Here is a 12,485-nt window from a genome sequence, read left to right as displayed (position 1 = left end):
GTAGCGAATGGATTCTTGTCCATTCGCTATTCGCACCTCACTATCAGCTACAGGATCGTGCCCGGGTTGTAGCGCGCCGCCTCAGGCTTGGCCTTGGCCAGAGCCTCGACCTGCTCGGCGAAGAAATCGACCTGGGCGCCGGCGTCGCCGGAGTTGGCGCGACCCTGGTCGAGCACGTGCTGCAGTTCGGCTGCGCTCAAGCCAAGACGCTTGTCGGCGGCGAGGCGCTGCAGCAGATCGTTCTGCACGATCTTGCCGGTGCGCAGGTCGCCGATGGCCGCGACGGCATGCTCCTTGATCGCCTCGTGAGCGCCTTCGCGGCCCGCGCCCTTCTTGACCGCTTCCATCATCACCGTGGTGGTCAGCAGGAAGGGCAGATAGCGGTTGAGCTCGGTCTCGACCACGGCTTCGAACACCTCCATCTGGTCAAGCACCGTGAGCAGGGTTTCGAGCAGGCCATCCATGGCGAGGAAGGCATCGGGCAGCATGACGCGGCGGACGACCGAGCAAGAGACGTCGCCTTCGTTCCACTGATCGCCGGCAAGGCCTGCGGCCATCGCGAGATAGCCCTTCAGGATCACATGCAGCCCGTTGATGCGCTCGCAGGAGCGGCTGTTCATCTTGTGCGGCATCGCGGAGGAGCCGACCTGGCCCTTGGCAAAACCTTCGCTGGCGAGTTCGTGGCCTGCCATCAGGCGGATGGTCTTGGCGAAATTGCCGGGCCCGCTGGCGAGCTCGGTGAGCACGCTGACCGCACGGAAGTCGAGGCTGCGCGGATAGACCTGGCCGACGGCGTCGAGCGCCTTCGGCAGGCCGAGGTGGACGAGGACGCGCTGCTCGAGCGCGCGCGCCTTGCCGGCATCGCCGTTGAACAGCGTGATCTGGTCGAGACGGGTGCCGACCGCGCCCTTCAGGCCGCGCGCGGGATAGGTTTGCAGCACGTTGACCAGGCTCTGATGCGCCAGCAGCATCTCCTCGCCGGACATCGCGATGCGCTTGCCGAGCGTCGTGACCTGCGCGGCGACGTTGTGGGTGCGCGCGGTGAACGGGATGTCGCGCAATTGCTTCGCGCGCTTGGCAAAGCGGATGAGTGCGGCGATGCTCTTGGTCTCGATGAGCTGCAGCGCGCGGTAGACCTGCAATTGCTCGACGTTCTCGGTGAGGTCGCGGCTGGTCATGCCCTTGTGCAGGTGCTCGTGACCGGCGAGCTCGCAGAACTCCTCGATGCGCGCCTTGACGTCGTGACGGGTGACGCGCTCCCGCTTCATGATGGAGGCCAGGTTGATCTGGTCCTTGACGCGCTCGTAGCTTTCGATCACGCCATCCGGCACCGCGATGCCGAGATCGCGCTGGGCCTTCAGCACGGCGATCCAGTAGTCGCGTTCGAGGCGGACCTTGCCTTCGCCACTCCAGATGGCGCGCATGGCGGGCGAGGCGTAACGTTCGGCGAGGACGTTGGAAATGTGATCTTGGGACATCCCGCTCTCTTGGCATTGCCTGAGGCTGGCTGCAAGCCGCGACCTGCGATGAATCGTCAGGTCTGGTAACGCCTCGGCCGGGCTTGCGGTGCTGGCGCCAGCATACCAGATTCAGGAAGGCGCCGCTCGGGCAATCCGGGGCGGCGCAGGCATGCTTCGCCCCGCGTCAGAGCGAGAAGGTTACTGCGGCGGGTCCGCAGCTCAGGCCGGCCGTGTTCGGCACGGCCGTGTCACTGGTCCAGTTGTCCTCGCCGTCAGTGGTCTTGTACAGGAACTGGCCGTCGGGTCCCTGGTGGAGGACGTACAGTGTGTCGTTGAACACGACCGGCGCGGCATTGCCGAAATTGCCCGGCGTGTCGGGGACCTGGCGGTCGGCTCCCCAGCTGCCAATGCCGTCGAACCGCTTGAAGAAGAAGAGACCTGTGGGGTCGTTGAAGAACAGGTAGATCCAGTCCTTGTAGGAAGCTGCGCCCGGACCGTTGCTGAGGCCTTCCGTGCCGGCAACCGGATTGCTTCGCCAGGTGCTGCGGTCAAAGGTTGCGTACCAGAAGCGGTTCATGTTGCCAGGTTCGCTATAGCCGGGCCCGCGGCCGAACACGTAGAGCGTGTCGCCGCGCACGACCGCGGACGGGGTGTCGACGTTCTGGTAGGCGACGGAGATGAGATGGTTGGTTCCGGATGTGTTGATCTCGGGTCCGAAGCTGGTGCCGTCGTAGGTCTTGTACATCAGGTCGGACTGGCCGGGATTCGAGTACAGCAGATAGATCAGGCCGTCATACACGGCGGCCGCCACGCCGCCGCCGACGCCGGCCATGTTGGGCACCTGGGCTGCCGTCGTCCACAGCTCGCCGTCATAGACCCTGTAATAGAGGGACTGGTTGATCGGATAGAACACATACAGGTTGGTGTTGAAGACGACGGCTGCCGGCGTGTTGCTGATCCAGGTGTTCCCCGGCATCGGGACATCGCCGCTCCAGGCCTCGCCGTTGAAGACGTTCGTAAAAAATTGCGGACTGTTTCCAACGCCCTTGTGCAGGGAAAACAACCAGCTCTTCATTTTGGAAATCCCCCATGGCGACGAGACGCCGCCTCTGATCATCGGTGTAGATTGATCGACGTGCGCAGGATCGAACGGAATGAACTGATCGTACGCCTGCGCCCGTCGTGTTCTACGTCCGATTCACCGATGGTTGTGTGAAGCTGTTCACTCACCCTTGGAGGAGGAGACCATATATGTCGTGCGCAGACTGAGAATCGCGGCCGCGCAAGGAACGCCGCGACGTGAGCGGCGACTTGTCGGAAGACGGATTTCGAGGAGATGAGAGAAGCGCGAATAGCGAATGGATGCTTTCCGATTAGCTATTCGCTGCGCCCTATTCGCCTTTCGCTGCGGCGAATGCCGCGCGGACCTCCTTCACCGGCGCCATGTCGCGGACGAAGCTGAACGCGCCGTTGTCCTTCATCTCGCGGGCACAGCGCAGGAACGCAGCCAGCGCGTGGCGCTGCATCGCGCCGCCGACGCTGATGCGCTTGACGCCGGCGGCGGCGAGCTGCTCGACGGTCAGGGTCGGATCGGCAAAGCCCATCACGAGGTTGAACGGCTTGTTGATCGATGACACCACGGCCTTGATGGTGGCGAAATCGTAGAGGCCCGGCGAATACAGCACGTCGGCGCCGGCGGCCTCGAACGCCTGCAGCCGCTTGATGGTGTCGTCGAGGTCCTTGCGGCCGTGCAGGAAGTTTTCCGCCCGCGCCGTCAGCGTGAACGGGAAGGGCAGCGCCCGTGCGGCTTCAACCGCCGCCTGGACCCGCTCGACCGCCAGCGAGAAATCATAGATCGGGCGCTGCGGGTCGCCGGTCGAGTCCTCGATCGAGCCGCCGACCGCGCCGGCCTCGGCGGCGAACCGGATCGCCTCGGCCGCGAGCTTCGGCATGTCGGCGCCGCATTTTTCCAGATCGGCGTTGACGGGCAGGTCGGTGGCCTCGGCGATCACCCGGCAATTCTCGATGATCTCGTCGAGGCTGACGGTCGAGCGGCCAAGCGTGTTGGCGAGCCCGAGGCTGGTGGTCGCAAGCGCCTCGAAGCCCATGGATGCGAGCAGCTTGGCCGTCCCGGCGTCCCACGGATTTGGAATGATGAAGGCGCCGGGCCGCTGATGCAGCTCGCGAAACCGTGCTGCCTTGTCCGCCTGGGTGCGCATGTGAACTCCTGCTGTTGTCAAAAGCGACTGAAAGCAGCGATAGGGCGGTTTCGCCCATCAGACAAATTTGTTATTTCTCTCGATATCATCAGCTTTTTGCATGAGGAGAGCGATGGACAGCGACGCGCTCAACACGTTCCTGGTGGTGCATCGGCGCGGCGGGATCTCGCATGCCGCCAAGGCGCTGCATCGCTCGCAGCCGGCGATTTCGCGGCGCATCGCGCTGCTCGAGCAGGAGCTCGGCGTGCCCCTGTTCGAGCGGATCGCGGGCAAGACGCGGCTGAGCGATGCCGGGCGGGTGATGGTGCCTTATGCCGAACGCGCGGTGGCGGCGGCGCAGGATGCCGAGAACGCGGTGCGCGCGCTGCTGCGCGACAATTCCGGCCCAGTGGCGCTGGCGGTGACCGGCACGCTCGCCGGCGAGCGGCTCTCGAACGTGTTGAAGCGCTTTGCCCGCCGGCACCCGGACGTTGCGCTGACGCTGCGCACCGCCACCAGCGCCGAGGTCAGCGACCTGATCCGGCGCGGCGAGGCGACGATCGGGTTGCGTTACGACCGCGACCGCTCGCGCGACCTCGATTGCGAGGTGCTGTTTGCCGAGCCGCTCGGGGTGGTCTGCGCGCCGGACCATCCGCTGGCGGGACGCCGGGTCGGCAAGCTTGCCGATCTCAGGGATGAGCGGTGGATCGCCTTCCCGGAGGTGCCGGGACGCCGCGAAATCACCGCCTCGCACGTCTTCGCCCTGTTCCTGACGCACGGGCTCGGCGAGGTCGCCTGGACGCCGGTCGACAGCCTGACGGCGCAGAAGCGGCTGGTCGAGGCCGGGCTCGGGATCGCGCTGCTGTCACAAAGCAATGCGGCGGAGGAATTGGGTAGCTCCAGGATCGCGACGATCCGCGTCGGCGATCTCGCCGCAAGTCACGAAGTCGTCGCCGTGACGCGGCACGGCGGCTTCCTCAGCGCCGCCTCGCGCCGTCTGCTCGACATCCTCCGTGCCGACTTCACCAAGACGAGGGGCACAAACACGTCGCGCCGGAACGGTGTCCGGCGCGCGTAAAAGTCGACTTGGTAGGGTGTACCGGGAACTCAGCTCCCAGCCTTCACCTGCGCCGCGGCCACCGCCAGCAGCTCGTCCATCTTGGCGCGGATATCGCGCTCGGTGACGGCCTGGTCCTTGGCGGAGAGGTCCTTCAGAACCTTGTGCAGCACGTCGTTGTCGCCGGCTTCCTCGAAGTCGGCGGCGACCACTTCCTTGGCATAGGCGCTGGCGGCATCGCCGGTGATGCCGAGCTTCTCGGCGGCCCACAGGCCGAGCAGCTTGTTCCGGCGGGCTTCAGCCTTGAACTTCTGCTCCTCGTCGAGGGCGAACTTCTTCTCGAAACCTTCCTCGCGCTTGTTGAATTCGCTCATGGCTGAAGTTCCAATTTCCTTGCTGAATGAGGGCCGCCGCGCGTTGCGGCAGCCCCTGTGCCTGCCTAGATAGGTGGGAGGAATCGGCAAGACAACGAGCCGTTAAGCCGCAGGCAAAACTGGCGGAATCGGCCCTTTATGATAGGGCGGTATAAGTGCCCTCAAGGGGGCACTATCGATTGTGCTGGATGGGCCAATCGGATAGGTTGCCAACAGGCATGGTTCTTGTTCTGTTTCCAGTTGGATTGCCCAGGTTCCAGGCCTCCGCGGCAGCTCCGTCGTGGGTCGTAACCCCAAGTCATCCGGAGCACCCAAATCCATGGATTTCAACAAAACACGGTACATCCCAATGAGCCGTCGACGCCGTATTTATGAAGGCAAGGCCAAGGTGCTTTACGAAGGCCCCGAGCCGGGAACCCTGATCCAGCACTTCAAGGACGACGCGACCGCGTTCAACGCCAAGAAACACCAGGTGATCGAGGGCAAGGGCGTCCTCAACAACCGGATTTCGGAGTACCTGTTTCAGCACCTCAACGACATCGGGGTGCCGACCCACTTCATCCGCCGCCTCAACATGCGCGAGCAGCTGATTCGCGAGGTCGAGATCGTGCCGCTCGAGGTGGTGGTGCGGAACGTGGCCGCCGGCTCGCTGTCGCAGCGGCTCGGGATCGAGGAGGGCACCCAGCTGCCGCGCTCGATCATCGAGTTCTATTACAAGAACGACCAGCTCAATGACCCCATGGTGTCGGAAGAGCACATCACCGCCTTCGGCTGGGCGACGCCCCAAGAGATCGACGACATCATGGCGCTGGCTATCCGCGTCAACGACTTCCTGACCGGCCTCTTCCTCGGCATCGGCATCCGCCTCGTCGACTTCAAGATGGAGTGCGGGCGGCTGTTCGAGAACGAGATGATGCGGATCATCGTCGCCGACGAGATCTCGCCGGACTCCTGCCGGCTGTGGGACATCAAGTCGAACGAGAAGCTCGACAAGGACCGTTTCCGCAGGGATCTGGGCGGCCTGCTCGAGGCCTATACCGAGGTCGCCAAGCGGCTCGGCATTCTGATTGAGAACGAGCGGCCGGCCGGTAGCGGCCCGGTGCTGGTGAAGAGCTAAGCTGAAGGGACGACCGTGAAGGCACGTGTGACTGTGACATTGAAGTCGGGCATCCTCGATCCGCAGGGCAAGGCGATCGAGGGTGCGCTGAAATCGCTCGGCGTCGACGGCGTCGCCAGCGTTCGCCAGGGCAAGGTGTTCGACATCGAGCTCGCCGCGACCGACAAGGCCAAGGCGGAGGCGGCGCTGAAGGCCGCCGCCGACAAGCTCTTGGCGAATACCGTGATCGAGAACTATCGGGTCGAACTGCTCTAGGCCGCATCGCACATGAAATCAGCCGTCCTCGTCTTCCCCGGCATCAACCGCGAGCGCGACATGGCGCGCGCGCTCAAGCTCGCATCCGGCAATGAGACCGCGATGGTCTGGCATGCCGAGACCGCGCTGCCCAAAGGCACCGACCTCGTGGTCGTGCCGGGCGGCTTCTCCTACGGCGACTACCTGCGCTGCGGCGCGATCGCGGCGCGCGCGCCGGTGATGGACGCGGTGCGCGACTTCGCCGCCAAGGGCGGGCTCGTGCTCGGCGTCTGCAACGGCTTCCAGATCCTCTGCGAGTCCGGGCTGTTGCCGGGCGTGCTGATGCGCAATGCGGGGCTCAAGTTCATCTGCCGCGACGTGCATATGCGCGTCGAGCGCTCCGACACCCCGTTCACCCGCGGCTACAATGCCGGCCAGGTGATCCGCGTGCCGGTGGCCCACGGCGAAGGCAATTACGAGGCGGACGAGGAGACGCTGAAGCGGCTCGAAGGTGACGGGCGGGTGCTGTACCGCTACTGCTCGCCGGAGGGCGTGGTCGACGAGGCCTCCAATTTGAACGGCGCCGCGCATTCGATCGCCGGCATCGTCAATGAGCGCGGCAACGTGCTCGGCATGATGCCGCATCCCGAAAACCACGTCGAAGAGATCATGGGCTGCACCGACGGCCGCGGCCTGTTCGCAGGCCTGGTCCAGCAGTTCGAAAGGGCGGCGTAATCACCATAGCGTTTTCGAGCGAAGTGGGGACCGGTTCGCGTGAAGAAAACGCGTCAGAATAAAATGCTGCGGCGGTGGTGCGTTGCCGCGGCTGCGGCGCTTTTGCTTGCGACGTCGGCCTATGCCCAGGACTTCCCGAAGCGTCCGATCACGATGATCGTGCCGTTCACGGCCGGCGGCACCTCCGACGTCATCGCCCGCGCGGTCGCCGACCAGATGAGCGCCGCGCTCGGCCAGAGCATCATCATCGAGAATGTCGGCGGCGCCGGCGGCTCGACCGCGCTCGCCCGCGCCGCGCGCGCCGAGCCGGACGGCTACACCATCGCGATCGGCAATGCCGGCACCAACGCCGCGACCTACACGATCTATCCGAAGCTGCCGTTTACGCCTGACTCCTTCGCGCCGATCGCGGTGGTCGCCAAGACCTTCGGCATCGTCGCGCTGCGCAAGGATTTTCCGGCCAAGGACCTCAAGGAATTCATCGACTACGCCAGGAACAATCCGGGCAAGGTCAATCTCGGCCATGCCGGCGTGGGCTCCTCGAATTACCTGATCTGCAAGAGCTTTGTTCATGCCGCCGGCATCGACGTGCAGCTGGTCGGCTATCGCGGCGCGGCGCTTGCGCTGACGGACGCGATCGGCAGCCAGATCGACGGCGTATGCGATGCCGCGGCCTCGGTGTCGCAGGCGATCGACGACAAGCTGGTGAAAGCGGTCGTCGTTGGCTCGACCGTGCGGCTGGCCTCGCTGCCGGAACTGCCGACCTCGGCCGAGGCCGGACTGCCCGAGTTCGAGGCGCAGGGCTGGAACGGCCTGTTCGCGCCGAAGGGCACACCGCCCGAGATCATCGCCAAGCTCAACGCCGCCGCGCGCACCGCGGTTGCGAGCGAGGCGGTGAAGAAGCGCTTCGCCGACCTGTCGACCGTCGCCCCCGACGCCAATGAGCTCGCGCCTGAGATGCTGCAGCAGCTCGTGACCCGCGACGTCGCGAAATACCGCGCCCTGCTGGCGGACGATAAGAAGTAGAGGGTCATCGTCGCTGCGTTGGCTCTGCCCTCGACGCGGTCGCCGAGGCGGCGAGCCTTGCGTCAGCCGCTCGCCAGACTGGCCTGAAATTTGCTGGTGATCTCCCGATCGATCAGGACGGGAGCGCATCATGCTCATTCGCAAGGCTCACTGCACGATTGCGTTCCTATGCGCGCTGCTGTGGTCGCATTGGGCGATGGCCGAGACCACGTTGCGCATCGCCATGACGGCGTCCGATATCCCGACGGCCACCGGGCTGCCGAATAACGGCTTCGAAGGCATGCGCTTTCTCGGTTATCCGATCTTTGAAGGTTTGGTGCTGTGGAATCTGAGCGGAACCGACCGCTTGGCGACTTTGCGTCCCGGACTCGCGGAGAAATGGGAACAGGACCCCGTCGACAACAAGACCTGGATTTTCCATCTGCGCCAGGGCGTCAAATTCCACGATGGTACCGATTTCAATGCCGATGCCGTGATCTGGAATCTCGATCGCTACTTCAACAGCGAGAGCCCGCAATTTGAGCCGCCGAGTTCGGCGATGTCGCGGGCGCGGGTCCCGGTGATGGGCAGTTACCGGAAGATCGATGACGCAACGGTGGCGATCTCGACGACGAAGCCGGCATCCTATTTTCCCTATATGGCGGTCTATCTTCTGTTCACCTCGCCCGCCTCATTCGAAAAGGCCGGCCGCGACTGGGCCAAGGTCGCGACGTTGCCGGCTGCCGGCACCGGGCCGTTCCGCATCACCAGGATTGTGCCGCGGCAAGAGGCAGATCTGGCGCGTTGGGACAAGTATTGGGACACGAGCAAGACAGCGAAGGTCGACAATGTCGTGTTGCTGCCGATCCCCGAGGCCAATTCGCGGCTGGCCGCCTTGCGTGCCGGCCAGGTCGACTGGATCGAAGTGCCGCCGGCCGATGGCGTCGACTCGCTGAAATCCGCCGGCTTCACCATTACCACCGGCTCCTATCCGCATGTCTGGCCGTGGTTCTACAACATCGGCGCCGCCAACAGCCCGTTCAAGGACGTCAGGGTTCGCCAGGCCCTGAACTACTGCATCGATCGGGACGGGCTGGTGTCCCTGCTCAACGGGACCGCAGAGCCGTCGGTCGGCTGGCTCAAGGCCAGCGATCCCGATTTCGGCGCGCCGGTCAATCACTACAAGTTCGATCCGACCAAGGGCAAGGCGCTGCTTGCCGAGGCGGGTTACACGTCGGCGAAGCCATTGGCGTTCAAGGTGCTGATCTCGAATTCAGGCTCGGGGCAGATGCTGCCCCTGCCGATGAACGAATTCCTCCAGCAGAACCTGAAGGAAGCCTGCGGGGTCGATGTGGAATTCGACGTCATCGAGTGGCAGGTGCTCCTGACGGCGGCCCGGGCCACGCCCGACAGCCCAACTTTGCGCGGCGCCATGGCGCTCAATATCAGCTCGCCTTCGTCGGACGCCGGCGTGATGGCGCGCTATTTCCTGGCCGCCAATTTTTCACCGAACGGTTTCAATTTCGAGCAATGGAAGGACGACGAGTTCGAAGCCGCACTCAAGACGATTTCGGAAGCGACCGATCCGAAAGTGATCTCGGCGGCTTACCGCAAGGCGCATGAGCGCCTCGTCGACGATCCGCCCTGGCTCTATATTGTCCACGATCTGAACCCTCGCGCGATGAGTCCGAAGGTGAAGGGTTTTGTGTCGCCCCAATCGTGGTTCGTCGACCTCACGCTGGTCAGCGTGCAATAAGCCGGGATCCAGCATCGTCGCCCGCATGGCTGCGCCCGAGTGCGAGCGAAGCGGTGAAGAAGCGGTTCGTCGACCTGTCGACGGTCGTACCCGACGCCAATGAACTCGCGCGCCGAGGTGCTGCAGCAACTCGTGACGCGCGACGTCGCGAAATACCGCGCCCTGCTGGCGGACGACAAGAAGTAATTCTTGTTGGTCATTCCGGGGCGCGTCGTTAGACGCGAACCCGGAATCTCGAGATTCCCGGTTCGATGCTAGCGCATCGCCCCGGAATGACGTGGCTTGCTGAGACTGCTATGGTGCTCACAGCCGCCTGAGCCAGCGCTTGACCGCTTCGGCGGGCACCGTCATCGCGGCGACGCCGGCCATGACAAGCAAGAGGCCGAGCGCGAGATTCGACGGCACGGATTCCCCGAGCAGGATCACCGACAGCGCGACGCCGATCGGAATGCGAAGATAACCTTGCGCATTCGTCGTCAGCGTGCCGAGCCGCGTCAGGCACATGTAGAACAGCATCAGGCCGAACGCGCTGGAGAAGATGCCCATCACGACGGTGGCGACCAGCGCCTGCGGCGTCGGGTGCAGCGTCCAGGGATGGTCGACGATCAGGGCGACCGGCAGCAGCACGGTGCCGCCGAACAAGAGCGAGCCGGCCGCCACGACCATCGGATCATAGTCCGACAGCCGAAGCCCGAAGATCGTGGCGCAGGCGAACGAGACGGTGGCGAGCAGGATCGCGATCTCGGCGAAGATCTCCTTGCCGAAGCCCGAGAGCGCGTCGAGGCCGATGATCGCGACCGTGCCGGCGAGGCCGAGGATCGCGCCGACCAGCTTGAGCAGCGAGGCCGGCTCGTGCCGCGTGATCGCCCAGGTGATGAGGAAGGCGAAGATCGGCGTCGTCGAGGCCAGCACCACGGTGTTGGATGCCGGCACGTAAAGCTGCGCCCAGGTGATCACCAAGAAGGGGATCGTGGAGTTGATGGTCTGCTGGAAGGCGAACAGCTTCCAGGCCTTGAGGTCGGTCGGGATGCGGATGCCGCGAATGCGCAGCACGATGAGCAGGAAGGCGGCGGCCACCAGCGAGCGCGCGGAAATGAAGGTCACCGGTGGGATCGAGCCGAGCCCGATCTTGGTCAATGGATAGGTAGAGCTCCAGCAGAAGGCCAGCGCCAGCAGCAGCGCATAGTCGCGCCAGCCGCGCGCGCCCGGCGCTGGCGTAGGCGAGGTGGGCACTTTCGCGGGAGCCGTCACGCCGCCCGTTTTCGCTGTGCTCTTCGGCACCTTGATTTGGCTCCCTTCGCGCATTGGCGCGCGAAGCAGCAATCTAGCGCGGCGGCGCGATGCAAGGCTAGGGTATTGAATTTACGCCGATATCCCGCTTGGAGGAATTGGCGGGCTGCGTCTGTGGGACTGAGGCTGGCGTCGTCCGGGTGCCAATCCGACGCCTCCGGCGTATGCTACCGTTTTGTGACTTGGCCCACACGGGCGTCTGGCTCGTCCTGCTAGGCTCAACAGCATGACGAAGCATTTCAAATTACCGATCATTTTCACTGCACTCGTCGTCGCAACGCAATGCTTTGCTGCGGAGACCAGGGGCGCGGGCTCAACCTTCGTGTCGCCGGTGATGGCGAAATGGATCGATGCCTACAAGGCCAAGACCGGCAACACCGTCAGCTATCAATCGGTGGGCTCGAGCATCGGCGTCGGCCTGATCAAGAAGGCCGCCGTCGATTTCGGGACGAGCGATATGCCGCTCGATCCGAAAGAGCTGGACAGGCTCGGCTTGGTGCAATTCCCGATCGTGATCGGAGGCGTCGTGCCGGTGGTCAACATCGCGGGCGTCAAGCCCGGCCAGATCCAGTTCACCGGACAACTGCTCGCCGACATCTATCTCGGCAAGGTCAAATCGTGGAACGATCCGGCCATTCAGGCGGTCAATCCCGATTTGAAGCTGCCGCGCACGGCGATCACCGTCGTGCATCGCCTCGATGGATCGGGGACGACGTTCAATTGGTCGAACTATCTAGCGAAAGTCAGCGCGCAGTGGAAGGCAAGCGTCGGAGAGGGCACGTCGGTCGAGTGGCCGGTCGGGCTCGGCGGCAAGGGCAACGATGGCGTCGCCTCGCTCGTCGGCCTGATTCCCGGGGCGATCGGCTATCTCGAATACGCCTACGCGCTGCAACGGCTCGACCGGATTTCCTTCGGCCTGGTGCAGAACAGTGCCGGCAATTTCGTCACCCCGGACGCCGCATCGTTCCAGGCTGCGGCGTCGAGTGCGGACTGGACGACGACGCAGGATTTTTACCAGGTCCTCACCAACGCTCCCGGCGAGGACGCATACCCGATCACGGCCACAACCTTCGTCCTGATGCACAAGCAGCCGAAATCGCCCGACGGGTCGGCAACCGCGATCGACTTCCTGGTCCGCCGTGAAGAACGCGGACGAGCGCTGATTTAAGCGATCTTTTGAGCCGGGACAGTTTCGGCGATGGCCCGGATGATGGCACACAGGAGTTGTGCGAGCCATCGCAGGAGCAGGCCGAAGTTGT

The 12,485-nt window shown here is 64.3% G+C and carries 12 protein-coding genes and 1 pseudogene; 8 read left to right on the top strand and 5 right to left on the bottom strand.

Annotated elements, in window-relative coordinates; all coding sequences use genetic code 11:
• Positions 1 to 47: 47 nt before the first annotated feature.
• From purB to I6F38_RS39630, 3 genes are all read right to left on the bottom strand, one after another.
• Entirely contained in the window at positions 48 to 1,478 is a 1,431-nt protein-coding gene (gene purB / locus I6F38_RS39640) for an adenylosuccinate lyase (protein WP_225164210.1), read from the bottom strand.
• Between the two features lie 166 nt (positions 1,479 to 1,644).
• Positions 1,645 to 2,535, bottom strand: coding sequence for a hypothetical protein (locus tag I6F38_RS39635; RefSeq protein ID WP_225164209.1), 891 nt, complete (start codon positions 2,533 to 2,535; stop codon positions 1,645 to 1,647).
• 316 nt (positions 2,536 to 2,851) lie between these two features.
• Positions 2,852 to 3,679, bottom strand: coding sequence for an isocitrate lyase/phosphoenolpyruvate mutase family protein (locus tag I6F38_RS39630; RefSeq protein ID WP_225164208.1), 828 nt, complete (start codon positions 3,677 to 3,679; stop codon positions 2,852 to 2,854).
• A 112-nt stretch (positions 3,680 to 3,791) separates the two neighbouring features.
• Between I6F38_RS39630 and I6F38_RS39625 the strand changes: the two genes are divergently transcribed.
• Entirely contained in the window at positions 3,792 to 4,736 is a 945-nt protein-coding gene (locus I6F38_RS39625) for a LysR family transcriptional regulator (protein WP_057018384.1), read from the top strand.
• A 29-nt stretch (positions 4,737 to 4,765) separates the two neighbouring features.
• Here the strand turns inward: I6F38_RS39625 and I6F38_RS39620 are convergent, their stop codons facing one another.
• Positions 4,766 to 5,089 carry a DUF1476 domain-containing protein gene (locus I6F38_RS39620; RefSeq protein WP_057018385.1) on the bottom strand — a complete coding sequence of 108 codons (324 nt, stop codon included), beginning with the start codon at positions 5,087 to 5,089 and terminating at the stop codon, positions 4,766 to 4,768.
• Positions 5,090 to 5,438: 349 nt separating this feature from the next.
• Between I6F38_RS39620 and purC the strand changes: the two genes are divergently transcribed.
• The 6 genes and pseudogenes from purC to I6F38_RS39590 all read left to right on the top strand — a co-directional run.
• Positions 5,439 to 6,206: a phosphoribosylaminoimidazolesuccinocarboxamide synthase gene (gene purC / locus I6F38_RS39615; RefSeq protein WP_016843454.1), complete on the top strand. Its 768-nt coding sequence runs from the start codon at positions 5,439 to 5,441 to the stop codon at positions 6,204 to 6,206.
• Between the two features lie 15 nt (positions 6,207 to 6,221).
• A complete protein-coding gene (gene purS / locus I6F38_RS39610) occupies positions 6,222 to 6,461 on the top strand; it encodes a phosphoribosylformylglycinamidine synthase subunit PurS (protein WP_026192985.1) in 240 nt (79 codons plus the stop codon).
• 12 nt (positions 6,462 to 6,473) lie between these two features.
• The gene (gene purQ, locus I6F38_RS39605; RefSeq protein WP_225164207.1) at positions 6,474 to 7,175 is read left to right on the top strand and encodes a phosphoribosylformylglycinamidine synthase subunit PurQ; all 702 of its coding nucleotides are present in this window, start codon (positions 6,474 to 6,476) and stop codon (positions 7,173 to 7,175) included.
• A 63-nt stretch (positions 7,176 to 7,238) separates the two neighbouring features.
• Entirely contained in the window at positions 7,239 to 8,201 is a 963-nt protein-coding gene (locus I6F38_RS39600) for a tripartite tricarboxylate transporter substrate-binding protein (protein WP_225164225.1), read from the top strand.
• Positions 8,202 to 8,331: 130 nt separating this feature from the next.
• Positions 8,332 to 9,936: an ABC transporter substrate-binding protein gene (locus tag I6F38_RS39595; protein ID WP_168854930.1), complete on the top strand. Its 1,605-nt coding sequence runs from the start codon at positions 8,332 to 8,334 to the stop codon at positions 9,934 to 9,936.
• 44 nt (positions 9,937 to 9,980) lie between these two features.
• A pseudogene (locus I6F38_RS39590) lies at positions 9,981 to 10,122 on the top strand (tripartite tricarboxylate transporter substrate binding protein BugD); the annotation flags it as partial.
• Between the two features lie 117 nt (positions 10,123 to 10,239).
• Here the strand turns inward: I6F38_RS39590 and I6F38_RS39585 are convergent.
• Complete coding sequence (locus I6F38_RS39585) at positions 10,240 to 11,217, bottom strand: DMT family transporter (protein WP_225164206.1); 978 nt, start codon at positions 11,215 to 11,217, stop codon at positions 10,240 to 10,242.
• 235 nt (positions 11,218 to 11,452) lie between these two features.
• Between I6F38_RS39585 and pstS the strand changes: the two genes are divergently transcribed.
• Positions 11,453 to 12,394, top strand: coding sequence for a phosphate ABC transporter substrate-binding protein PstS (gene pstS / locus I6F38_RS39580; RefSeq protein ID WP_225164205.1), 942 nt, complete (start codon positions 11,453 to 11,455; stop codon positions 12,392 to 12,394).
• The last annotated feature ends 91 nt before the right edge of the window (positions 12,395 to 12,485 follow it).

The sequence above is a fragment of the Bradyrhizobium sp. BRP56 genome (genome assembly GCF_020194035.1).
Classification (GTDB): domain Bacteria; phylum Pseudomonadota; class Alphaproteobacteria; order Rhizobiales; family Xanthobacteraceae; genus Bradyrhizobium; species Bradyrhizobium australafricanum.
The sequence above is the reverse complement of the archived record's forward strand: the minus strand, read 5'-3'. Positions and strand labels throughout refer to the sequence as shown.

What these genes read in the sequence shown, in the direction of transcription:
- purB (WP_225164210.1), bottom strand. Translation starts at nt 1,478, where the DNA reads ATGTCCCAAGATCACATTTCCAACGTCCTCGCCGAACGTTACGCCTCG.
- I6F38_RS39635 (WP_225164209.1), bottom strand. Translation starts at nt 2,535, where the DNA reads ATGAAGAGCTGGTTGTTTTCCCTGCACAAGGGCGTTGGAAACAGTCCG.
- I6F38_RS39630 (WP_225164208.1), bottom strand. Translation starts at nt 3,679, where the DNA reads ATGCGCACCCAGGCGGACAAGGCAGCACGGTTTCGCGAGCTGCATCAG.
- I6F38_RS39625 (WP_057018384.1), top strand. Translation starts at nt 3,792, where the DNA reads ATGGACAGCGACGCGCTCAACACGTTCCTGGTGGTGCATCGGCGCGGC.
- I6F38_RS39620 (WP_057018385.1), bottom strand. Translation starts at nt 5,089, where the DNA reads ATGAGCGAATTCAACAAGCGCGAGGAAGGTTTCGAGAAGAAGTTCGCC.
- purC (WP_016843454.1), top strand. Translation starts at nt 5,439, where the DNA reads ATGAGCCGTCGACGCCGTATTTATGAAGGCAAGGCCAAGGTGCTTTAC.
- purQ (WP_225164207.1), top strand. Translation starts at nt 6,474, where the DNA reads ATGAAATCAGCCGTCCTCGTCTTCCCCGGCATCAACCGCGAGCGCGAC.
- I6F38_RS39600 (WP_225164225.1), top strand. Translation starts at nt 7,239, where the DNA reads ATGCTGCGGCGGTGGTGCGTTGCCGCGGCTGCGGCGCTTTTGCTTGCG.
- I6F38_RS39595 (WP_168854930.1), top strand. Translation starts at nt 8,332, where the DNA reads ATGCTCATTCGCAAGGCTCACTGCACGATTGCGTTCCTATGCGCGCTG.
- pstS (WP_225164205.1), top strand. Translation starts at nt 11,453, where the DNA reads ATGACGAAGCATTTCAAATTACCGATCATTTTCACTGCACTCGTCGTC.